Below are 22,164 nucleotides of genomic sequence, written 5' to 3' on the forward strand. Positions count from 1 at the left end.
GTCATGCTCCTTCACGAGTGGTCAAAATCATCTCCGCGAGCTCGCGGAGTGCTCCGCGCCCACCGGGCCGGGTCAAGTGGACCCTGGCCACGGCGCGCGCCGCTGGATGGGCGTCTGGGACGGTGACGGGCCAGCCGACCGAGGCCATGCTTTCCACGTCGTTCACATCGTTTCCCACGTAGGCAACCTTCGACAGCGAAAACCCGCGTTGTTCACTCCACTGCCGCAGGATGTTCACCTTGTCGTCAGCGCCGTACACCGTCTCGATACCTAGTTTTCGACCGCGGGCCTCGACGACGGGGTTGCGTTCCTTGCTCAGGATCAGCATCGGCAGCCCGGCGTCGCGCAGCATGGCGAGGCCCATGCCGTCGCTCCGGCTCACCGTGACGGCCTCCGAGCCATCCTGGTGGACCTCCGCGAGGTCGTCCGTGTGGACGCCATCGAAATCCATGACCAGCGCATCGAGGGGCCCGATGTGGTGGTGATCGAGCAGCGGCGCGAGGGCCCGCGCTGCCTCGAGCTCGTGCGGGTCATCGATCTCCAGTCCCGAGATCGCGTCGATGAGCTCGAGCCCCACACGCCCGAAGAACCGGTGGCGCGCGTGACGGAATCCGGCCGCGTCCATCACGTAGAAGGCGCCCGACTCGTGGAACTGCGCCTCGCGGTCCTGGCGACGCGGACGGAATGACTTGTCGTGGTTCACGCCCTCGGCACCGTCCGGCGTGAGCCTCCACAAGAATCCGTGGGTCTCGTAAGCGGAGAACACCGAGTCCTCATCCCCGTGCGCGACGCGCGCGACGGCCCTCCCCAGCGCGTCCCCGTCGATAAAGGGCGAGGTGGCTTGGAGGAATACCAACACCGCGACCGGGGCGCCCTCGGTCTCGATCACGTCGAGCGCGTGCAGGAGCGCGTCCTCGCTACTGGCAAGGTCGCCCGCGATATCCGCGGGACGGTCGACGGTTCTCGCGCCGGCGGCGAGCGCCGCCTCGGCGATCACCGCGTCATCCGTCGAGACGTACACCTCGTCGATGCCGGCGGCCGCCCGCGCAGCCGCGACGGCGCGCGAGACGAGGGGAACTCCACCCACGCGGGCCACGTTCTTGCCGGGTACTCCCTTGGAGCCGCCGCGTGCAGGGATGACGGCGACAACCCGCCCCTTACGCGGCGGCACTCGATCGCCCCCGGTTCACAACGTCCTCCAGGAGTTCGCGCACAGAGCGGTCCGCTCGCGACGTGAACCACTGCTCCGGCACGTGGGTGACATCGAGGTGGACGGACGCGTCCAGCAGCGTCGACAGGGTCGCGACCACCGACGACGGAAGCGTTGTCACACGCCGCACGCCCGGCATCCCCGCGAGCAGGATCTCGATCGGAAGGACCGGGCGGCGCACGTCGACGCCGTCGATCTGGGCCCACCGGCTGAGCGATTCACGCCGTTCGCGGCGGTGAGGGAGGTAGGTCACGCCGCCCTCGCGCGCCAGACCCGCAAGCCAGGCCGCGTAGGCGTCCGCGTCGAGGTAACCGTCGTCGACGAGGGCCGAACCCACGACCACGTGCTCGGCATCGGCCGCGTCCGTGACAAAGGCACTCGATCTCAACCACGAGTAGTCGTTGCGCACCACGGTGGCTCCGAGCGAACGCAAGGCGCCCACGGCGTCGGCCTCCGGATAGGCCGTGAAGACGGTGAGCCGGCCGTCCTCGGCTGCCGTGCGCATGCGCACCGACGCCGCCGCACCGAGCACCCGGTGGAGGGCGGACTCCTGTTTGCCGTGACGCGCGAGCGGCAGGCCTTTGGCCAGGCGGCGCGCGAGCGACAGCGTCCCCGAGCCGTCATCGACGACGACGAGATCCCGGGCACCGGTGAACGTGGTGAGCACGCGCAGTTGCCCCGAGTTCGCGTCGCCGATCAGGCGCCGGCGCGCCATCGTCATCGGCGACCGGGTGGCGGACCGCCACGGACCGGACATCGTCACGCCACGCGGCAGGCTCGGCGCGAATAGCCGTCCCGTGTCTCCCAACTGGGGTACACCGGCGCGCAGGCACAGGTGCACAGGGTCGCCGACGGCCGCCGCATACTCGACCGCGTTCACCAACTGGAGAGGTGACTCAACCCATCCGACTCGTGCCATGGGCACAGCACAGCACAGCGACCTGAACGGCCGGTTGCGATCAGGTGACTACTTGGAAGCCTGGTAGGCCTTGACGACCTCTTCGGGATCGCCGTCCATCTTCAGGTTGCCGTGGTCAATCCAGATCACCCGGTTGCAGGTGTCGAGGATGGACTTCATGGAGTGGCTCACCAGGAACACGGTGCCAGCCTGCTCGCGCATGGCGCGGATGCGGGCCTCGCTCTTTTGACGGAAGCCCTTGTCGCCCACCGCAAGGGCTTCGTCGACCAGCAGGATCTGGTGATCGCGGGACACCGCGATCGAGAAGCGCAGGCGCGACGACATACCGGAGGAGTAGCTCTTCATGGGCAGGTCGATGAACTCGTCGAGGTCGGCGAAGTCGACGATCTCGGGGTACTTCTTCTGGATCTCCTGCGGCGTCAGGCCCAGCGCGAGGCCGCCGAGGATGACGTTCTTCTCCCCCGACAACGTCGGGATGAGCGCCGCGTTGACACCCAGGAGGGCGGGGCGGCTCGAGGCAAACACCTGCCCCTGCGCGGGAGCGATCAGGCCCGAGATCGCTCGCATGAGCGTCGACTTGCCCGAGCCGTTGTGCCCGATGACGCCGATCGACTCGCCCTCGCGCGCCACGAACGACACGCCCTTCAGTGCGTGCACCACGCGAATGCCGCGCTGGCGGGTGAGGAGGGCGCGCTTCTGCGACGCCTTCTTGCCCGAGGTAAAGGTCTTGTACTTGATGTGGAGGTCGTCGACCACCACGGTGGGGGCGCCGAGGGGCTCAGTCATGGCCATACCTTTCCTCAGCACGCCAGAAGAAGACGATGCCCACCGCCAACGTGACGACGGCAGCGCCCGAGGCGACGAACCACATCCAACCCGGGGCGTTGATGCCGCCCAGGATGAGGTCTCGCACAATGGTGATGTAGTCGTGCACCGGGTTCACCTGCGCGACCCACAGCATCCACTCTGGCTGGTCCGACAGCACTTCCTCGAGCGAGTAGAAGATGCCGGACGCGTAGAAGAACAGGCGTGTGATGAGCGGGATGACCTGAGTGAGGTCACGGATATGCACGGTGAGACGGGCGGCCAGAAGCGCGATGCCCAGGTTAAACATGGCCATCAGCAGCATGGTGGGAATGACGAGCAGCCACCACCACGTGAGCGGCTCGCCGAATCCCAGCACGATAATCCCCATGACGAGGAGCATCGGGATGAGCTCGATGAGCTGCTGAATGATCAGCGCCAGCGGCAACAGCATGCGCGGGAAGTTCAGCGACCTCACCAGCGATGCGTTGCCCGTAATGGACTTGGCGCCATCGGCGAACGACTTCGAGAAGAACTGAAAGATGAAGACGCCGACGATGACGAACGGCACAAAGTTCACGCCGTCCGGTCGGGTCTCCCGCGGGAGGATGATCCCAAAGATGGTCCCGTAGAGCGCCGCCATGAGCAGCGGGTTCAGGACCACCCAAGCCAGACCCAAACGGTTCTCGCTCATCTGCGCCTGAATGCGGAACTTTGCCAGCGAGGTCGCGAACGCGCGCCGACGCCACATCTCGGCCAGATATTGGCCTAGCGGCGGGCGGGCGCCGACGCGTTCGAGGCCCGCGTCGCGCGCGATGGCCTCATAGTCGGTGGGGGTCACGTGTCTCCTTGAGTCGCGGCGCAATTCTCAGCGCCAAGAGTGGCGCGATGGCGGCGAAACACGCCCCAAGATTACAGCAGACATGCTCAGGCTCCCCGATGCGCCTCCATGGCCGCCAGCACCGCGTCGTTCTCGACGGCCGAGCCGACCGTCACGCGAATGCCCTCGCCCGCGAAGGGGCGCACCAGCACCGCGGGCTCGAGGGCCGCGAGCGCGACCGCGATCTCCACCGTGCGCTCGCCGGCGGGCAACCACACAAAGTTGCCCTGAGCCTCGGGCACGTCCCACCCTAGCGCGCGCAGCCCCTCGCGCAGGCGAGGGCGTTCGGCGACGACGGCATCGACCCGCTCCAGCAACTCGGCCTCGGCGACGGGCTCGAGCGAGGCCATCGCCGCCGCCTGGGCCGTCGATGAGACCGAGAAGGGCGTGACGCACGCCCGCACGGGCGTGATCAGCTCGACCGGACCCAGCGCGAAGCCCACCCGCGCACCCGCCAGGCCGTACGCCTTCGAGAAGGTGCGCAGCACGAGGAGATTCGGGTGCCGCTCGAGCTCCTCTAGGCCGGCCACGGCATCGGCGTCCCGCACGAACTCGACGTAGGCCTCGTCGAGGACCACGAGGAGCGAGCGCGGCACCGCCGCCATGAAGCGGGCGAACTCGTCGCGCGTGAGTGTGGGACCGGTGGGGTTATTGGGCGAGCACAGCATCGCGACACGGGTGCGATCGGTGACGGCCGCAGCCATCGCGTCGATGTCGTGGCGGCCGTCAGCGGTCAGCGGCACCATGACCGGGGTCGCGCCCGCGATCGACGTAAGGATGGGATAGGCCTCGAAGGAGCGCCACGCGAACAGCACCTCGTCCCCGGGGCCGGCGAAGGCCTGCAGGATGTGCTGCAGCACCGCGACGGAGCCGCCACCCACCGCTACCCGCTCGGCGCCCACGCCGAAGCGCTCGCCCAAGCGCGCATGCAACTCGGACGCCTGCATATCGGGATAGCGGTGAATCCCGTCACCCACACGGGCGATGGCGCGCGCCACCGACGGCAGCGGCGGGTACGGGATCTCGTTGGAGGACAGCTTCACGGGCGGCAGGCGATCGGCATCACCGCGGGCCCCCGGCACGTACGCGGGCAGGCCGGCGACCTCGGGGCGGGGCTGGGGAAGACTCATGAGGACATGGTGCCAGGTGGCGGGCGGGGCCCGGTATGGAAGACTCGCCCGCATGAAGTTCGTGCTGAATGTGATCGCCATGGCCGTCGCCGTCTGGGTCGCGACCCTGCTGCCGCTCGATGTCGCCGTCACCGGTGGCGAGGCCGAGTGGTGGACGCGTGCGCTCGTCTACGCCGCGGTCGGCGTGATCCTGCACCTGCTGAACATGGCGGTGAAGCCCGTCCTGCAGATCCTCGCGCTTCCCATCACGATCCTCACCCTCGGTCTCTTTGCCCTGGTGGTCAACACATTCGTGCTGTGGCTGGGCGCGTGGATCACGACGTGGTTCGACGGCCTCGAACTGGAGTTGGGCGGCTTCTGGCTCACGCTGGTAGCGGCCCTGGTCATCACGATCATCTCGGGCATCGTGCGCGGCCTCACGGGCGCGAATCGCGACTGATCGTCGGCGTCCCGCTCGCTGACACGGGCGCCCGCGCGGAGCCCACGGCTACCGGCGCGAACAGCGACCGCTGAGCGCTGCTCGCCGTGAGGAACGGGCGGGCGCGTGTGCGCCACGCGCGCGTCGACGGGTCGGCGAGCCTGTCGACGGCCGATGCCGTGGCCCGGTAGGTGGACATCCCGTGAACGCTCACGACCCCGGTGGCCGCGGCAGCAACGCTCGCGTCGCCCGAGGCGCGCGCGTCACCCGTCCAGGTGGTCACGTTCGGTCCTTCGGGGTTGGCGGGGCCGTCGAGCGCGGGCACGACGTCGGACACGTCCTCCACATGCGCGTACGTCACGTCGGACCGGCGCGGGAGCGTGGCCGTGGGCGCTCCAAAGGTGACGACGTCGGTGATGGCGAAGCGCTCGTGCATGTCCTCGAGGCCCGCGAGCGCGGTCGCCACGAGTCCGCCCTGGCTATGGCCGACAAGCATGACGGGCGCGTCGGGGGCGATCCCCTCCTCGAGCATCGCGGCACGGACCATGCGCATCGCGTCCGACACCGCACCGGCCATGACGTCGCCGTTGCCGCCCCAGTCAAAGGGGTTGATCGATGACACGCCGTTGTCGTACGTGCCCGGGATCGTGACCACGTAGGCCGTGCCTTCGGGGCCGTCGAGGCGGTCGATGGCTACGACGCCCGCGGGCGGAAGTTCGAGGTCGTCGAGGCCGGCGGCGATCCCCTCCATTCCGCGCGGGGGCGCGACGTCCGCGACGCCCACCCGCGTCGCCCCGGCAATGCGCGGCTCGCCCGCCATGAGCTCGCCGGTAGTCATCACGCCTCGCAGTGCCAGGATCGCCGCGTCGTAGTGCCTCATCCACGGCGGCCCGGTCGCTTGCAGCGCCCCGGCCGTCGCGCCGACGGTGCCCCGGTTGATGTATCCCGTCATGGGCGGCGGCGCAGCGGGGGCGAGTGTCGCCGCCACGCGATCGCGCCCGCTCAGCGTCGCGACGACCCCCGGGACCGACATCTTCCAGCGCACGACCGCGCCGAGCTGCGTCAGCCACCCCACCGTCGCCGCCGCGTCCCCCGCGAAGCGCCTCACCGATTCGAGCACCGCCAGCCCACCGCGCGCCTCGCCCTCCGCTCGCGCATAGGCCTGCGCCACCGCCACGAGGCGATGCGCGACGTCGTCGACCTCGCGCGCGAGCGTACTCACTCCTCCGACGCCCCACCGGGCCGTCCCCACCGCCGCGTCCGCGCGCGCCAGCGCCCCCGCCACCTCCGCCGCGGCTCTCGGACGCGCCTCGTCGAGCAGGTCGGAGGAGCGATCGAGATGGGTCGCGGCCTCATCAAGTAATGCCGAGGCCTCCGCGACCCACCCCGCCGCCGCCTCGAGGTCCTCGGTGACGGCCTCCGTGCCCCCGGCGCCGCCCGCCACGCCCACCCCGACGGCGTCACCCACGGACCTGCTCCCTCACCACTGCCCCGCGCGCTCTGCGGCCCACTGCGCCTCGCGCCATGCCTCCCACGCTTGGTCGACCTCCCGCGCCAGGGTCTCCATCCGTTGCAAAAGGGCCTCGACCTCGGCCAGGAACTCGTCGGCGGCCGCCGAGACCCACTCGACCCTCTGCGCCACCCGTAGCCTCGCGACCGCCGTCTCGACGGCATCGGCCGCCGCCTCGATATCGAAGGCCGGAAGCCACAGCGGCGCCGGCACGCTCACCCCGTCCATAGGGCGACGGTACGAACGGAAGCCGGCCACGGCATCGGCCCGTGGAACCCCTGTGGACAGCACCACCGCCCGAGTGCGCCTGTGCATGGAACAATGAGGCCCGTGACTGAGTGGAACCCCGCCTCGTATGTGACCCTCGCCGACGTTGAGCCCGCCATCGCGCTCACTCCTTTGGACGGGCGCTACCGCTCGGCGGCCGCACCGCTCGTCGACCACCTGAGCGAGCCCGCGCTCAACCGCGCGCGCCTGTTCGTCGAGGTCGAGTGGTTCATCCACCTGTGCGCCACCGCCGCCGTCCCCGGCACGCGCGACCTCACCGTCGAGGAGATCGCCCTGCTGCGCGCGATCCCCGCCGAGTTCGGCGCCGACGGCATCCGCGAGCACGCCGAGATCGAAAAGGTCACCGTCCACGACGTCAAGGCGATCGAGTACTACATCAAGCGCCGCATCGAGGCCACGTCGCTCGCGCCGCTGTCCGAGCTCGTCCACTTCGCGTGCACCTCGGAGGACATCAACAACCTCTCGTACGCGCTCATGGTGAAGGGCGCGGTCCAGCAGGCCTGGCTCCCTGCGGCCGATGCCGTGGTCACCCAGGTCGCCGACCTCGCCCGCTCGACGGCCGCCACCCCCATGCTGTCGCGCACGCACGGCCAGACCGCCACGCCCACCACGCTCGGCAAGGAACTCGCCGTGCTCGCGCACCGCCTGCGCCGCCAGCTCACCCGCATCGAGGGCCAGGAGTACCTGGGCAAGATCAACGGCGCGACCGGCACCTTCGGCGCCCACACGGCGGCCGTGCCGACCACCGACTGGGTGAGCGTGTCGCGGTCCTTCGTCGAGGGCATCGGCCTCACGTGGAACCCGCTCACCACCCAGATCGAGAGCCACGACTGGCAGGCCGAGCTCTACGCCGACGTCGCCCGCTTCGGCCGCATCCTGCACAACCTCGCGACGGACGTGTGGACCTACATCTCGCTGGGCTACTTCGCGCAGGCGGCGGTCGCGGGTGCCATCGGCTCGTCGGCCATGCCGCACAAGATCAACCCCATCCGCTTCGAGAACGCCGAGGCCAACCTCGAGATCTCCGCAGCGCTGCTCGACACGCTTGCCTCGACGCTCGTCACCTCGCGCCTCCAGCGCGACCTCACCGACTCGACCACGCAGCGCAACATCGGTGTGGCGTTTGGCCACTCGCTGCTCGCGATCGACAACGTGCGCCGCGGCCTGGGTGCGCTGTCCGTCAACGGGGCCGCGCTCGCCGCCGATCTCGACTCGTCGTGGGAGGTGCTCGCCGAGCCCATCCAGTCGGCGATGCGTGCGGCCGCGATCGCGGGCGTGCCCGGCATGGAGAACCCCTACGAGCGCCTCAAGGACCTCACGCGCGGGCACGTCATCGACGCCGCCGCGATCGGCGAGTTCGTGGACGGGCTCGAGCTGCCCTCGGAGGTCAAGGAGCGCCTGGCCGCGCTGACCCCGGGCACGTACGTGGGGCTCGCGGAGCAGCTGGTCGCCGACTATCTGGCGTAGGGGAGGCACCCCCGGCGCAGCCCCGGCCCCGCGCCCTGGCGGGACATGAAGGTCGGATTTGGTCGATTTCCGACCCTCATGTCCCGCCAGGAGTCATGCAGCCCACCTAGCTGGCGGTGACGAGGTCCCCGACCGCAATCGCACCCGGCGTCACTACGTCCAGATAGATCGCCACGCGCAGGTCGCGGGACTTCCCCAACGGCTGCAACCATCGGGTCTTCTCGGAGAGCCCGTCCTGGGCCAGATCGATGGTGCGGCAGCGCTCGATCCGCCCCGCGGGCCGCAACACGGCGGTCCCGATGCGCACCTCGCCCTCCCACCGCTCCTCCTCGAACGGCTCGGTGGTCGCCACCACGAGGTTGGCACGCAGGCGGCGCGCGTCGGCATCCGCTCCGAGCTCGCGCGCACACCAGTCGAGCGTCGCTGTGCCCACCAAGGAGACGGCGCCGTCATCGAAGTGCGGCACGTCCGTCTCGGGTGCGAGCGCCACCTCGGCCGCGAGCGCGTCCGCGAGCCACGCGTCCACGGCGGGGTCGCCGGCGAGCCCGTGACGGCCGCCGGGCCCGCTCACTACGACGCCCTCGGCGCGAGTCGCGGCGCTGAAGGCGAACACCCCGTCGCGGCGCACCATGCGCTTGGTGTTCTTGCCCGAGGCCAGTCGCGAGTCGCCGTCGCGCACCGCCCACGCGCGGTCGCCCACGAGCCCGCGCGCGTCGAGCTCCACCCGGTCCAGGGCCTCGCCGCCCATCGACTTGACGGGATAGCGGCGGATCGCGGTCACCACAGTCATGCCTCGAGACTACGGCCGATGCCGTGGCGAGGTGACGACGTCGCCTCGCCGCTCGTTAGGGTGGCGTGACCATGGATACGTCAGCGGACGCCGCCCGGCCAGCCACGGCATCGGCCGCCCAGACGGCTGTGCCCAGTCGGCGCCGACTGAAGGTCGAGATCGTCATCGTGCTCGGCCTATCGCTGGGCTACTACGCGATCTCGGCAGCGATCACGTTGGTGGAGCGCTATCTCGCCGAGCCGGCAATCGGGCAGCAGTCCACGACGCTCAACCCCTCGCGCTCCCAGATCGACTACCTGGACCTGCTGTCGCAGGTGGTGCGCCAGGCGTATCTGTTGATGCCCGTCGCGCTCGTGATGTATCTGCTGTCGATGGGCGGGCGCTCCGTGCACCGGGTCCTCGGGCTCACCGGAGGCTGGAAGGCGGCGGGGGCCGATGCCCTGCGTGGGCTCGCGCTGGCGGCGTGCATCGGGCTGCCGGGGCTTGCGCTCTACGCGGTGTCGCGGGCGATGGGTCAGACGGTGCGGATCGACACCTCGGGGCTGCCCGATGCGTGGTGGGCCGCGACCATCCTGCTGCTCTCGGCGGCCGTCGCGGGGGTGCTGGAAGAGACCGTCGCGGTGGGCTACCTCGTGACCCGGCTCAAGGAGCTGGCGTGGGCGCCGTATGCGGCTATTGCGGCATCGGCCCTGCTCAGGGGCGCCTACCACCTCTACCAAGGCTGGCCGATGGCGCTGGGAAACGTGGTCATGGGCCTCGTGTTCGCGTACTGGTTCCACCGCACGGGGCGGCTCGGCCCGCTGATCGCGGCGCACTGGACTCTTGATGCAGTCTCGTTCATCGGTCCCGAGCTGGTGCCGGCCGCGTGGCTCGAGTCGCTCGGCGTCGCGTAAACCGACATTCCACCTCCTAGACTCGAGGCCATGGCCGACCGCGACGCGACGCAGGACGCCCCTGCGAGCGACGATCCGCTGCGGGGCGTCTCCGTCGTCGACGCACCTGAGACGCGCGTGCACCGCGTCACGGACATCATCGCGGCCTCTATCACCACACTGGGCATCGTTCTGGTGCTGCTGCTCGGCGCCTACGGCACCGCCACCACCGAGGGCCTGACCGAGGATGTGCAGGGCTTCGCGCGCGTGCTGCAGCGCCTCCTGGTCGCTCCGGTCAACCTGTTCTCCGGCATCGTCACCATCGTCGTGCCCCTCGCGGTCATCATCGACCTGGGCTTCAGGCGCGAACCGCGGCGCATCCTCGAGGTCATCGGCGCGGGTGTGCTCGCGTTCATCGTCACCGTGATCGCCGCGATCACGACGCTCGAGTTCGGCGCCGACGAGCTGGTCCGCTCGCTGTCGGTGAGGACCTCCGAGGGAGAGATGGTGGTGCAGCTGCCCGCCTACCTCGCCGCTGTCGCCGCCATGCTGACCGCGGCCGGGCTGCGCACCACGCGCCGGGTGCTGTCGATCTCGTGGCCGTTCGTGTGGATCGCCGCCGCCGTCGGCGTCATCTCGGGCATCGTGACGCTGCCCGCGGCGATCACCGTGGTGTTGATCGGGCGCGCCTCGGGCCTGGTACTGCGCTGGGCGGTGGGCTCGACGGCCGATCGGGCGTATGGCGCGCAGCTCGCCGACGGCATCCGCCGAGCAGGGTTTGAGCCGCGCAGGATCGTCCGCGCCGACCATCACGACGCGTACGAGCCCGAGGGGCACGACGACGTCGCCGCGGCGATTGGCCGCACACGCTCCGGACGCATCTATTCGGTGACGACCGTCGAGGGCCACCAGCTCATCGTGCTCGCGCTCGACGGCGACCAGCACGCCGCAGGCTTCATCTCCAAGTGGTGGCAGACCATCCGTTTCCGCGGCCTGGACCCCAGGGCCGAGGTGAGCCTGCGCCACGCCGCCGAGTCCACGGCGCTCGTCTCCCATGCCGCACGCTCGGCGGGCGTACGGACCGCGCGCGTGCTGGGCATGAGCCAGGCGCGCGACACCATGCTGGTGGTCTACCAGCGCCCCGTCGCGATGCGGGCGCTGTCCGAGATGACCGCGGACGAGGTCGACGACGACATGCTCGACTCGATCTGGTCGCAGTTTGGCCAGGCGCACGCGGCCGGCATCTCGCACCGTCAGGTCTCCGCCGACACGATCCTGGTGGGCGATGGCGAGGCCACCGGCACCCCGCTGGTATGGATCACCAGCTGGGACATGGGCGAGGTGGCGACATCGACGCTGGCCCGGCGCCTGGACAACGTCCAGGTGCTCGCGGCCACCGCCGCCATCGTCGGATCGGATCGCGCCGTCGACGCGGCGTTCCGAGCGCTCGGCGAGGACATCGTGGAGCAGGTCGCGCCGCTGCTGCAGTCCATCGTGCTGCCGCGCTCGACCCAGAGGGCGCTCAAGGCACATGGGGATCGCCTCAAGGACACCCGCGCGGCGATCGTGGCGCGGGTGCCCGATGCCGAGATCGAGCAGCAGAACATCGCCCGCTTCGGATGGCGCACCATCGTCCTGTTTGGCGCCGCCGTCCTCATCGGCACCGTCATCCTCACCACGTTCAACACTCAGGAGATCCTGGGGGCGCTGTCGAGCGCCAACCCCGCGTGGCTCGTCGGCGCCTTCGCCTGGTCGCTGCTGACCTACGCGGGCGCGGCCTTGGCCATGCTCGCCTTCTCACCGGTGCGCCTGCCCTGGGGACGCGTGCTCTTCACCCAGGTGGCGGCCGGGTACATCGCCGTCGCGGTGCCTGCGGGCGTGGGACCCGCGGCCCTCAATCTGCGGCTGTTGACGCGCAGGCGCGTGGCGGGACCGCTCGCGGTCGCGACGGTCGCCTTGGTGCAGGTGTCCGCGGTGGTCGTGACGGTCGTCGGCCTGCTGGCCCTGACGCTGTTCACCGGCTCCGAGGGGACGCTCGCGGCGCTGCCGTCGACGGCGGTCCTCATCGGCATTGGCGTCGCGGCGGTGGTCATCACCGCGTTCATGCTGGTGCCGAAAGTGCGCCGCTGGACGCTCGCGAAGATCATGCCGACGCTGCGTCAGACCTGGCCCCGGCTGGTCCAAATCCTGGGTCAGCCGTGGCGCCTGGCGCTGGGGCTCGCGGGCAACCTGGTCCAGACGGTGGCGTTCGTCGGCACGTTCTATTGCACCCTCGAGGCCTTCGGTCAGGACCTCGCGATCATCGACGTGACGATCCTGTTCTTCCTGTCGAACGCGGTCGGCGCGGTGGTCCCCACGCCCGGTGGCCTGGGCGCCGTCGAAGCCTCGCTGATCGCGGGACTCACGGGTGCGGGCGTGCCGCTGCCCGTCGCGACGCCGGTGGTGCTGATCTACCGCTTCATCACCTACTGGATCCGCATCCCCATGGGCTTCGTGGCCATGCAGTGGCTCACGCGCAAGGGTGAGATGTAGCTCTTGTCAGTCGGCGCCCTGCTCTGGCAAAGGACGCTAGTTGAGCAAAGTTGTCGATCTAGTCTGGCGATTGCCGGGATGTAGCGACCAGGTCTGGTGTTCTTCTCCATGGGCGACCGCACGATTGGGGCTCGCCACCTGTTACGCACTGAGCGACGCGAAGACGCCCGCCGTCACCACCACCGTGAGAACACACGCCACGACAATCCGCGGCTTCCACGCACGATTCCATGGCACGAGGGCCACCGGGCACATCCAGACGGCAGACCCGGCTGCGATCCACATCAACGTCTCGAGAGGATCGGAGAGACCGTCGTGCGGCGTCCCACCAAAAACCCAGCCGGTGGTGAGCAGAGCAATGACATACAGGTACATCGCACACACGGTGCTCACGGGCATAGCCCACAAGAAATGCCATGGGTTCGCCGGCTTGTCCATCCCTACCCCCCGGTCGGTTCGCTTGCGGCACGATACCGCGCCGATGTGGAAAACTGCCCAGGTGAATGGCCCGCCACCGACAGTCCGACCTGCCACCGCATCGGACATCCCCGCCCTCGTCGACCTGGCCGCCGCCACGTTCCCGCTGGCGTGCCCACCCACCACCACGCGCGAGGCGATGGACGCGCATATCGCGGCCAAGCTCAACGCTGACGTGATTGGTGGCTGGGTTTCCTCGCCCATCCATTCCGTAGTGGTGGCCGATGCCGTGGTTGCCGGAACGCTCGACGGCTACGCCTTGGCGACGTACGGCCCCTGCGGGGACCCCGAGGCGGCCGTCGCACTCGACCGTGTGGGGGTCGCCTCCGACCCGGTGCACGAACTGTCCAAGATCTACGTGTGCGCCGAGGCCCAGGGCAACGGGCTCGCCGGCGCGCTGATGGAGGCCGCCGTCGCAGCCACACGCGAGGCGCACGGGCCGGGCCCGGTGTGGCTCGGCACTAACGATGCCAACCTGCGGGCACAGGCGTTCTACCGTCGCCATGGCTTCACGCAGGTGGGTACACGCACCTTCGTCGTGGGCGGCAGTCGCGAATCCGACGTCGTGATGCTGCGGCGCGACTGATCGTGCCGGCCCGCGTCCGGCCGCAGCTCGTCTCCCCCTCGTTGGACGACGAGCCGCGGCGGACCCTAACGGCAGGTGCCCGTACGAGCCCACACGGCGGCGGTACCGGGCTCTTGGTTCCGAGTCCAGTATCCGGCAGTCCACTCGGCGCCATCGAAGACCACGACGTCGCCTTCGACATAGACGCCGGTCGACGTCCACGAGTCGCGGACCTCCCCGGTGCACTCAACGGGAGCGCCCGCTTGCGCCCACGCTCCGTACAACTGGCTCCCCGGCTTCTCGCCGCGGCTCCACCACAGTGCGACCCACACGCCGTCGTCATGCGCGACGGTGTCACCGGAGTTGTACACAGCAGTGGAGGTCCACTCGTGACACGGAGCGTCGTGGCACTCGGCGGCGGCGCCGACCTCGGCCCACGCGCCGTTCGCGTTGCCGCCCGGCTCGTCTCCCTTCGTGTTCCACAGCGCCCGATACAGCGCGCCGTCGTAGAGGACGGTGTCACCGGCGGTATACCGCTGCGCGCGGTCCCAGGCGGGCGCAGCCGCCTGGACCGTGACTCGGACCGTTGCCTCACCGCTCAACCCTGACGCGTTTGTGACGCGGTAGGTCACGATCGCCTCACCTGATGCCGCGGCGGTGGCAGCGAAACGCACGAACCCATCACCGACGACGAACGTGCCTTCGTCCACTGTGGTGCTCGAGACTTCGGCACCCGCGTCATCGAGAAGCGTGAGGCTCGCGGCGTCGAGCGGCGGGAAGGTGCCGTCGTTCGCGAGGACGTCGATGTCGACGGACTGCCCCGCCACGACAGTGCCGACGTCGTCCTGGACGGCCGGCGGCATGACTACATCGATGACCGTCGTGGCGCTTGAGCCATCTTCGGCCGTCACCGTCACGTCAAACGGCCCGCTGCTGACCGGCACGGTCACGGTTCCATCAACCGTTCGCGTGCCGTCAACCGCGACAGAGGCGAAAGGGCTCACCGGCTCGGCAGCAATAGTGACGTCGTCCGTGCCGGCGTCCAACACGAGTGAGTACGCTCCGTCGGATACCCGGGTCAGTTCACCCGGATCTGCGGTGAGGTGGGCAAGAGCGGTCATGGACGGCGCGTACCCCTCCCCCGACCAAATACGAACATCGTCGATGTCCGCGGAGCCGTTGTTCGACGTATTCGCGTAGGTCGTGACCACCGCGATTCCCGAACGGACGGGGTTGCGTAGAGACGCTTGATCGAGAACCCGCTCACCGTCGAGAGACAGGGAGTAGGTCTGCGTCGTGGTGTCGATCACCACGGTCACCAGCACCCACTCGCCTTCCGCATAGGTCCCGACGCTGGACAGATAGGTGGCACCATCGCGTGCGCTGATGTTGCCATCGCTGAACCCGATGCTCACCAGGTCCTCGCCCTGGGCGTTGCGGATGTACGGGGCGCCGAAGAACGTCGCTCCCGAGGTGGGCTGACCCTCGGGCCGGCGCACCCGCTGCTGGACGGTGATGACTCCGGTAATCGGGTCAGCTGCCGTGTACGTCAGCGCGGTCGGGGACGCGCCGCTCGCCGCATCGGCCCGTTCGAGATGACCATACTGATTGCCATCGGTTGCGACCACCGTGACGACTCCGGCGCCGGCCTCCGCCACGAGCGGAGCGACGTCGACAGCGGGGCCGGTTTCGAACGACTCGAAATCAACCGCTGCGAGGTAGTTTGGCTTCTGCACATCCATGGTGAGCGTGTACGTGGTCACCGCCGTTCCGTCTGCCGATGCCACCTCCACGACCACCCTTGAGCCGTCTTCGACTGTGACGGCGACCGCGCTTCCGGACGTCACCTCGTCACCGTTGACGGTGACATCCGAGGACGGCCCGACGGCAACGGGAGTGACGACCACGCTCGACGTACCCACGGGCACCGCGACCGCGTACTCCTCCACGTCAGGAGAGAAGGAGGGCGACAACGTGCCTCCCTCGACGCCCAGGGATGCGAGCGTCGCATCGGCGGCGAGGAATCCTCGAGTGACGCGCAAGGTGTACGTCGTCGAGGAGCCGTTCTCGGCAATGACGCTGATCGGGATGTCGTTCAGCCCCTCGTCGAGCGGGACAGTGACCGACTCGCCCGCCTCCGCGCGAACGCCACCGATCTCGACACCCTGAGCCGTGACCGATCCGGGGATGGCCCACACATCGAGCGTCGAGGTAGCTGCGGGAACATCGAGGCGATACCCGTCGGTGTCGGCGACAGGCACCCCTGCGCTCGTCGAGAGCGAGGCCAGCGATCCGTCGCCCGTGTCAGGCTGCGACCCCTGCAGGATCAAAACGTTGTCGATACGCACGGTGGAGTAGTTCGAACTATTGGCGTAGTACTGAATCTTGCCAATCGCATCCATCGGGTTGCGGAACCCCGCACCTTCGATGACCGTGACGCCGTCAATCATCAGATCGAAGGTCTGGTTCACCGTGTCGAGCACCTGAGTCAGCGTGTACCACTGTCCCAACGTGTAGCGCATGAGGCTGCTCGAGGACGTGCCCTGGTACGCGACGATGTCTCCCTTGCTGAACGCCAAGGCCGTGCCGACGGCCCCTCCGTCATCCCAGATGTAGGGGACGCTGAACCAACTATTCGAGCCGGTATCCGCGACCTTCATCACCCGCGCCTGAACGGTGACGATGCCGGTCAGCGGCGACGAGTAGGCACGCGTCAGCTCGGTGGTCCCGCTATTCGCGTTCCGCGCAAGCGTGAACGCTCGACCGTCCTCGACCTCCGTCACGCTGACCGACCCACCCGACTGAGAAACCGTGTACCCGTCCGTGGCGTTGGCGAAGGTGCCGACGGGACGGTCGTCGACGGTGTCCTGGAAGATCACCTCTGGAACCATCGGCTGTAGCAGCAGGGCGCCCGCCTGGCTGGTGGCGGCCGGGTCGATCGTGATACCGCGAACCTCGGCCGGACGCATGTCTGGTGCCGATGCGCGGATCGTGTAGCCGTCCCCGATGGGTGTCTCGATGGCGAACGCACCTGAGGAATCGGACACGCCCGATGCCACAACGCCTTCCGCGCCTGAGATCTCCACGGAGGCCCCCTCGAACCCTGCGCCCGTCACGTCTCGCACGGTGCCGCTCGCGGTTCCCACGGTGGAGTTGGACTCGAGTACGACGGTCACGAGGGCCGAGGTACCCGTGCTCGTGGAGGAGGAGACAGCCTCCCCCTCATAGCCGGTGCGGGTCGCCGATATATCAATGTCACCCAGGGGCACGCCTGTCATCCGGAACCACCCCCGAGCGTCGGTGGTCTCGGTGTCTGCGACGCCCGTCACACTGACGGTGGCACCAGACAGGCGCCGGCCCGAAGGGTCGGTGACGAAGCCAGCCACCGCCTCGGTGGTCGCGCCGACTGGCGTCGCGTACTCGAAGGCGCCGACGTCCGGCTGCCCGTTCGGGAGTGCAACGCCGGCATAGTCCACGGCGGGGCTGCCGTTGATAGATGCAGCCGTGTTGACGGCCTTGGATCCCGACAGGGGAGCGAAGCCGAGCGCGAGGTCGAGCTGCGGACCTGAGGCGAGATCACCGTAAGGGCCGGTCACGTTGGTGTCACTGAACAGGGGATCACCCACCAAGGCAGCAGCGTCCGAGTCGGGCACTGTGAGGTTGGACGAGTAGAGGTTGTTGTCGTACGTGATCGTGGGGCTGGTGGTCAGCGTTGCCCCCGCGCGCGAGGAGTAGAACACGTTGTTCGACAGGTGATAGGTCCCGTTGAGCGACGAGCCATAGCCGTAGGCAAGGTAGTTCGAGGTCGTGTTGTAGACCGTGTTGTTGTAGACATGCGCGACGGCGGCCCGGTCCGAGTGAAGATAGATCGGGTAGCGGCTCGACTCGGTGATGACGTTGTAGCGGATCACCGCGTCCCCGAAAACGAACTGGCAGATGAGGACGCCGTCACCGTTTCCGTGCAGGTAGTTGTACTGAATCACCTGGTTCGTGGTGCCCTTGTCTGGGTCGATACCGTTCGAGTCGGCTCCGCCGGCCTTGCGTTGAGTGTCGTAGACCTCGTTGTACTGGATGGTGACGTCGTCCGCGTAATAGGTCTCAATCCCCGACGTGCCGGCGCGCTCCACCACGTTGTGCTCGACGAGGGCACCCCGAATGTTGGTGAGGTACATGCCGTTGCAGCCGTAATCGGTGCCGTCTTGGTACACGTAGTTGCCGCGAATGACGACGTTGGTGTGAGGGGCGAAGGCGGGGTCCGACGCATTGGCTCGGGTGCCCCAGCCGGTGGCTGTGGCGATCGTGTTGCCATTCCCATCGGTTCCGTCGCCCGTGTATTGCTTGAACACGATGCCGGCGAAGGAGGTGTTAACCACCGACGAGCCCTCGATGAGCACATCGTTGAGGATCGTGGGCGTGTCCTGCGGGTCCTGGATGTCCGCGACCGCCGCGTCGAACACGATGCCACCGGTCTTCTTGGAGCCATCCCAGCCTGTCTTGAACGTGACGCCGGGTTCATTATTGGCCACATCGCCGCTGATCCAGTTCACCTCACCGGTGACGTCGTGAACATCGACGTCACGCACGACAAAGCCGCTGAGGGTCGTGCCGCTATCGCCCGACACGTGAATACCGCGCAGGTCCTTAAGATCCGAACCCGACGGCGATCCTGAGACCGTCGCGTTCGACACATCGAGCTCGGAGATGATCCAGTGTTGCTGGTTAAAGAGGCGCACCACATCGCCCACTTCTCCCTGACCGCGCAGCGCGGGCTTGGCTCCGTCGCCGTAGCTGGCGATGGTGATGGGGTCGTCGGACGTGCCTGACCCTTGCGGCCAGAGTTGACCCGTCCAGGTGTCGCCGGATTCGAGACGGATGACGTCGCCCGGCGCGAAGGTGGTGGCGTTGACCTTCTCGAGGCTGCGCCATGCGGTGGCCGGCGAGGTGCCGTCAGCGGTGTCATCGCCCCCGTCGGCGTCGACGTAGTAGGTGGAGCCGCTTCCGGCAGCGGCCACTGCTGGCGTCGCCGTAACAACGGTCGCGAGAAAGAGCGTCAGGAGGACGGTGGCGGCGGCAAGAACCGCGCGGCTTTTTGTCAGGACGAGCGTCATTGCTGGTTCCTTACGTGTCGTTCCGCAGTATCAAAGATGCTTGCTTGGTGACGCGGCGTCGCGTCGATGCCCTACCCGAGGTGGGCGCGAGGACGAGGTGCCACTGGGGCACCGCGAGGGACGTTATCTGTCGACGCGAGCACCTCCTCCGGCGGCCAACTTGTGCACCTCGGCCTTGGTGGCCATGGTCGTGTCGCCAGGGGTCGTCATGGCCAGGGCGCCGTGGGCGGCCCCGAGGTTGACGGCACGCTCAAGGGTGTCGCCTTCGAGCAGGCCGTGAATCAGCCCGGACGCGAAGGAGTCTCCGCCGCCGACCCTGTCGAGGATCTCGAGGCCGTCACGTTGCGTGGCACGCACCACGCCAGAGTCCTTCGACCATGCCAGGGCGCCCCAGTCGTTCACGGTCGCGGATCGCACGCCACGCATGGTGGTGGCGATGACGGAGAAGTTCGGGAACGCCTCAGCGGCGGCACCGATCATCTGCTCAAAGCCGGCCACATCCAGTTCAGCCAGGTCTTCGTCGACGCCGGGAACCTCGAAGCCCAAAGAAGCTGTGAAGTCTTCCTCGTTGCCGATCATCACGTCCACATGGGGTGCGATGGCGCGGTTGACTTCTTGGGCACGCTCCTTGCCACCAATCGACTTCCACAAACTCGGCCGATAGTTCAGGTCATAAGAGACGACAGTGCCGTGGGCGTGGGCGGCCTCCACGGCCGCGATCACGGTCTCCGCGGCCGTGTCCGACAGGGCCGCGAAGATGCCGCCGGTGTGAAGCCAGCGCACACCAAGCTCGCCGAAGAGGTGATCGAAGTCAACGTCATCTGCAGTGAGCTGGGATGCGGCGGTGTGGCCACGGTCCGAGACGCCGACGGCGCCCCTGACGCCGAAGCCACGCTCGGTGAAGTTCAGGCCGTTACGCACAGACCGGCCGATCCCGTCATAGTCCTTCCAGACGACGTTGCTGATGTCGACGCCGCCGGCGAGGATCAGGTTCTCCACCAAGTGGCCGACCTCGTTATCGGCCAACGCCGTCACAATGCCGGTGCGATACCCGAACGCGCGGGCAAGACCACGCGACACGTTGTACTCACCCCCACCCTCCCAGGCCGTAAAGGACCTGGCGGTGCGAATACGCCCCTCGCCCGGGTCGAGGCGGAGCATCACCTCACCCAGGGAGACCGCATCGAAACGACACTCGGATGATGCCTTCACGTTCAGCACAGACACTCAGGCCTCCTTCACCAGCGCGACGGCCTCAGCCGTCAGGCGCTGCACCTCATCAACATCACCGGCAGCAATCAGATCCCTGGGCACCATCCACGAACCCCCCACCGCATGCACCGCCGGGATCGACAAATACTCGTGCAGGTTCTTCGGCCCGATCCCACCGGTGGGCACAAACCTCACATCCTTGAACGGGGCCGCCAACGCCTTCACCGCGGCCACACCGCCAGAGGTTTCCGCCGGGAAAAACTTCACCGTCGACACCCCCAACTCCAGGGCAGCCATCACCTCCGACGCCGTCACCGCACCCGGCAAAGCCAGCACCCCCCGCTCGGCACACCGCTCCACCACCGCACGGCTCAGTCCAGGCGAGACCACATACGACGCCCCCGCATCAGCCGCCTCATCCACCTGCGAGGCCGTCACCACCGTCCCAGCACCCACGACCATGTCACCACGAGCAGCCATCACCCGAATCGACTCCGCAGCAGCCGCCGTCCGGAACGTCACCTCCGCCACCGGCAACCCCCCCGCCACCAACGCCTCAGCCAAACCCCCAGCCCGCGCGGCATCATCCAGCACCACCACCGGCACCAGACGGTGCTCGCCCAGGCGAGCCAGCACGTCGCTCACAGCGCCCCCTTCTCCTGACCGAGGTAGCGCTCAGTGGCCCCCGTCACGTGTTCCATCACGTCTGTGTCCTGCGCGAGTGCGGGGTCGATTGCGCCCAAGACCGCGCTCACGCCGTCCCTCACGCGGCCCCTCGAGGCCTTCTCGCGCAGCTCGCTCGCACGTGGGTCCTTGACCGGTATGGGCGGGCGACGTAAGAACGCGACCCATGCGCCCATGGCTTCACATCCCGCCAGTGACGTCCCACCCTCGGCTGCTAGCGCGCGGATCGTGGGGATCATGCGCGCGACGAGTTTCTCGCTACCGTCGGCCGATATCTGTGCCAGTTCATGGCGGATGCGCCCGTTCAGGAATCTGCGGGTGAGGGCATCGCGATATTCCTGGAGCGACCCGGCATCGATCACGAGTCCCGTCGAGGCCTCGTCCCACCATCGCTCCACCCACATCCGGAGCGTGGGATCACTCATCGCCTGCACGACGGTGGCGTGCCCCCTCATCACCCCGCAGTAGGCGAGCAGGGAGTGCGCACCGTTCAACAGCCTGAGCTTGCGCTCCTCATACGGGCGGACATCGCTGACGAAGGTCGCGTCCCACGCGGGCCGTCCTTGCGGAAAGTGTGCCGCGATCACCCATTCGGTGAACGGCTCTGTCGCTACCGGGGACCTGTCATCCTTGCGCGTCGAATCGGCCACCAGGTCGATGAGCTCGGGGGTGGTTGCGGGGGTGATCCGGTCCACCATGGTCGATCCAAATTCAACGTGGTGCCCGATCCACTCGTTGAGCGTGGGGTCCACTTCCGCCGCGAAGGCTTCAACAGCATTGCGCAATTGACGTCCGTTGTCAGGGAGGTTGTCGCACGGCAACAGCACCACGGGACCGGCATTCGCATCGCGACGAGCGAGCAGCCCTGCCACCACACGACCTATGGGGGAAGACACCGGAGCGCCCGGGTCTCGCAGAAAAGCTTCCACCTCCTCGCGCTCGCCGCCGGGAGGATCGGCTCGATAGCCTGCCTCGGTCACTGTCATCGTCACGATCGCGACGGCCGGGTCGCGCCAGTACGCGAGCCATGCGGCGGCATCGAGCGCTCCGTGCACGGCGGACAGGGACTGCACCAGCTCCTGGTGGTCGCCGTTGTCATCCCTGACGACGAGGGTGTAGACACCTGATTGTGGGGCAAGCAGTCCCACGCGACCGGGAGTGCGCCCATCGAACGCGGCGTAGCCCCATTCAGATGCGTCGCTCGCACGATCGGTGTACCACGCCTGATGCGCCCGGAAGAAGTTCCCCAGGCCGAGGTGCAGCAGTCGCACCGGCGCCGCCTCACGGGCCCGAGCCAC

General features: G+C 68.3%; 18 protein-coding genes. 5 read left to right on the top strand and 13 right to left on the bottom strand.

Annotation, left to right across the window (positions count from 1 at the left end; translation table 11 throughout):
- Window position 1: 1 nt before the first annotated feature.
- The 5 genes from B7K24_RS01900 to hisC all read right to left on the bottom strand — a co-directional run bounded on the left by B7K24_RS01900 (window position 2) and on the right by hisC (window position 4,943).
- Entirely contained in the window at window positions 2-1,171 is a 1,170-nt protein-coding gene (locus B7K24_RS01900; RefSeq protein WP_084128324.1) for an acylneuraminate cytidylyltransferase, read from the bottom strand.
- The gene (locus B7K24_RS01905; protein ID WP_144268066.1) at window positions 1,158-2,129 is read right to left on the bottom strand and encodes a hypothetical protein; all 972 of its coding nucleotides are present in this window, start codon (window positions 2,127-2,129) and stop codon (window positions 1,158-1,160) included. Before B7K24_RS01905 ends, B7K24_RS01900 begins: the two co-directional genes overlap by 14 nt.
- Window positions 2,130-2,177: 48 nt before the next feature.
- Entirely contained in the window at window positions 2,178-2,915 is a 738-nt protein-coding gene (locus tag B7K24_RS01910) for an ABC transporter ATP-binding protein (protein WP_234986510.1), read from the bottom strand.
- A complete protein-coding gene (locus tag B7K24_RS01915; protein ID WP_234986511.1) occupies window positions 2,908-3,774 on the bottom strand; it encodes an ABC transporter permease in 867 nt (288 codons plus the stop codon). Before B7K24_RS01915 ends, B7K24_RS01910 begins: the two co-directional genes overlap by 8 nt.
- A gap of 86 nt (window positions 3,775-3,860) precedes the next feature.
- Window positions 3,861-4,943, bottom strand: a complete 1,083-nt coding sequence (gene hisC, locus B7K24_RS01920; RefSeq protein ID WP_084128329.1) for a histidinol-phosphate transaminase — start codon at window positions 4,941-4,943, stop codon at window positions 3,861-3,863.
- Between the two features lie 52 nt (window positions 4,944-4,995).
- Here hisC and B7K24_RS01925 point away from each other — a divergent pair, with 52 nt between their 5' ends.
- Window positions 4,996-5,382, top strand: coding sequence for a phage holin family protein (locus B7K24_RS01925; RefSeq protein WP_159449108.1), 387 nt, complete (start codon window positions 4,996-4,998; stop codon window positions 5,380-5,382).
- Here B7K24_RS01925 and B7K24_RS01930 read toward each other — a convergent pair.
- Both B7K24_RS01930 and B7K24_RS13735 read right to left on the bottom strand, forming a co-directional pair.
- On the bottom strand, window positions 5,360-6,829 hold the full coding sequence (locus B7K24_RS01930; RefSeq protein ID WP_084128333.1) for a hypothetical protein: 1,470 nt from the start codon (window positions 6,827-6,829) through the stop codon (window positions 5,360-5,362). The genes B7K24_RS01925 and B7K24_RS01930 overlap by 23 nt on opposite strands.
- Window positions 6,830-6,841: 12 nt before the next feature.
- Window positions 6,842-7,099: a hypothetical protein gene (locus B7K24_RS13735; protein ID WP_144268067.1), complete on the bottom strand. Its 258-nt coding sequence runs from the start codon at window positions 7,097-7,099 to the stop codon at window positions 6,842-6,844.
- 93 nt (window positions 7,100-7,192) lie between these two features.
- Here B7K24_RS13735 and purB point away from each other — a divergent pair, with 93 nt between their 5' ends.
- Window positions 7,193-8,626 (top strand): adenylosuccinate lyase, encoded by a 1,434-nt coding sequence (gene purB / locus B7K24_RS01940; protein WP_084128336.1) that lies wholly within the window; start codon window positions 7,193-7,195, stop codon window positions 8,624-8,626.
- 106 nt (window positions 8,627-8,732) lie between these two features.
- Here purB and B7K24_RS01945 read toward each other — a convergent pair whose 3' ends face one another.
- Entirely contained in the window at window positions 8,733-9,416 is a 684-nt protein-coding gene (locus B7K24_RS01945; RefSeq protein WP_084128337.1) for an MOSC domain-containing protein, read from the bottom strand.
- A gap of 71 nt (window positions 9,417-9,487) precedes the next feature.
- Here B7K24_RS01945 and B7K24_RS01950 point away from each other — a divergent pair, with 71 nt between their 5' ends.
- Window positions 9,488-10,309 (top strand): CPBP family intramembrane glutamic endopeptidase, encoded by an 822-nt coding sequence (locus B7K24_RS01950; protein ID WP_084128338.1) that lies wholly within the window; start codon window positions 9,488-9,490, stop codon window positions 10,307-10,309.
- A 30-nt stretch (window positions 10,310-10,339) separates the two neighbouring features.
- Window positions 10,340-12,820, top strand: a complete 2,481-nt coding sequence (locus B7K24_RS01955; protein ID WP_084128339.1) for a lysylphosphatidylglycerol synthase transmembrane domain-containing protein — start codon at window positions 10,340-10,342, stop codon at window positions 12,818-12,820.
- Window positions 12,821-12,961: 141 nt separating this feature from the next.
- Here the strand turns inward: B7K24_RS01955 and B7K24_RS01960 are convergent, their stop codons facing one another.
- Window positions 12,962-13,213 (bottom strand): hypothetical protein, encoded by a 252-nt coding sequence (locus B7K24_RS01960; RefSeq protein ID WP_144268068.1) that lies wholly within the window; start codon window positions 13,211-13,213, stop codon window positions 12,962-12,964.
- 106 nt (window positions 13,214-13,319) lie between these two features.
- Here B7K24_RS01960 and B7K24_RS01965 point away from each other — a divergent pair, with 106 nt between their 5' ends.
- Window positions 13,320-13,883: a GNAT family N-acetyltransferase gene (locus B7K24_RS01965; RefSeq protein ID WP_234986512.1), complete on the top strand. Its 564-nt coding sequence runs from the start codon at window positions 13,320-13,322 to the stop codon at window positions 13,881-13,883.
- 65 nt (window positions 13,884-13,948) lie between these two features.
- On the opposite strand, the gene B7K24_RS01970 is transcribed toward B7K24_RS01965, so the two are convergent.
- The 4 genes from B7K24_RS01970 to B7K24_RS01985 all read right to left on the bottom strand — a co-directional run bounded on the left by B7K24_RS01970 (window position 13,949) and on the right by B7K24_RS01985 (window position 22,164).
- Window positions 13,949-18,970 carry a cadherin-like beta sandwich domain-containing protein gene (locus tag B7K24_RS01970; protein WP_084128343.1) on the bottom strand — a complete coding sequence of 1,674 codons (5,022 nt, stop codon included), beginning with the start codon at window positions 18,968-18,970 and terminating at the stop codon, window positions 13,949-13,951.
- Between the two features lie 123 nt (window positions 18,971-19,093).
- A complete protein-coding gene (locus B7K24_RS01975) occupies window positions 19,094-20,197 on the bottom strand; it encodes a sugar kinase (RefSeq protein ID WP_084128345.1) in 1,104 nt (367 codons plus the stop codon).
- Entirely contained in the window at window positions 20,198-20,827 is a 630-nt protein-coding gene (gene eda / locus B7K24_RS01980) for a bifunctional 4-hydroxy-2-oxoglutarate aldolase/2-dehydro-3-deoxy-phosphogluconate aldolase (RefSeq protein WP_084128347.1), read from the bottom strand.
- Complete coding sequence (locus B7K24_RS01985; protein WP_084129206.1) at window positions 20,824-22,164, bottom strand: mannitol dehydrogenase family protein; 1,341 nt, start codon at window positions 22,162-22,164, stop codon at window positions 20,824-20,826. The genes eda and B7K24_RS01985 overlap by 4 nt, the downstream gene beginning before the upstream one ends.

The organism is Demequina sp. NBRC 110055 (assembly GCF_002090135.1).
In the GTDB taxonomy this organism is placed as follows: Bacteria; Actinomycetota; Actinomycetes; order Actinomycetales; family Demequinaceae; genus Demequina.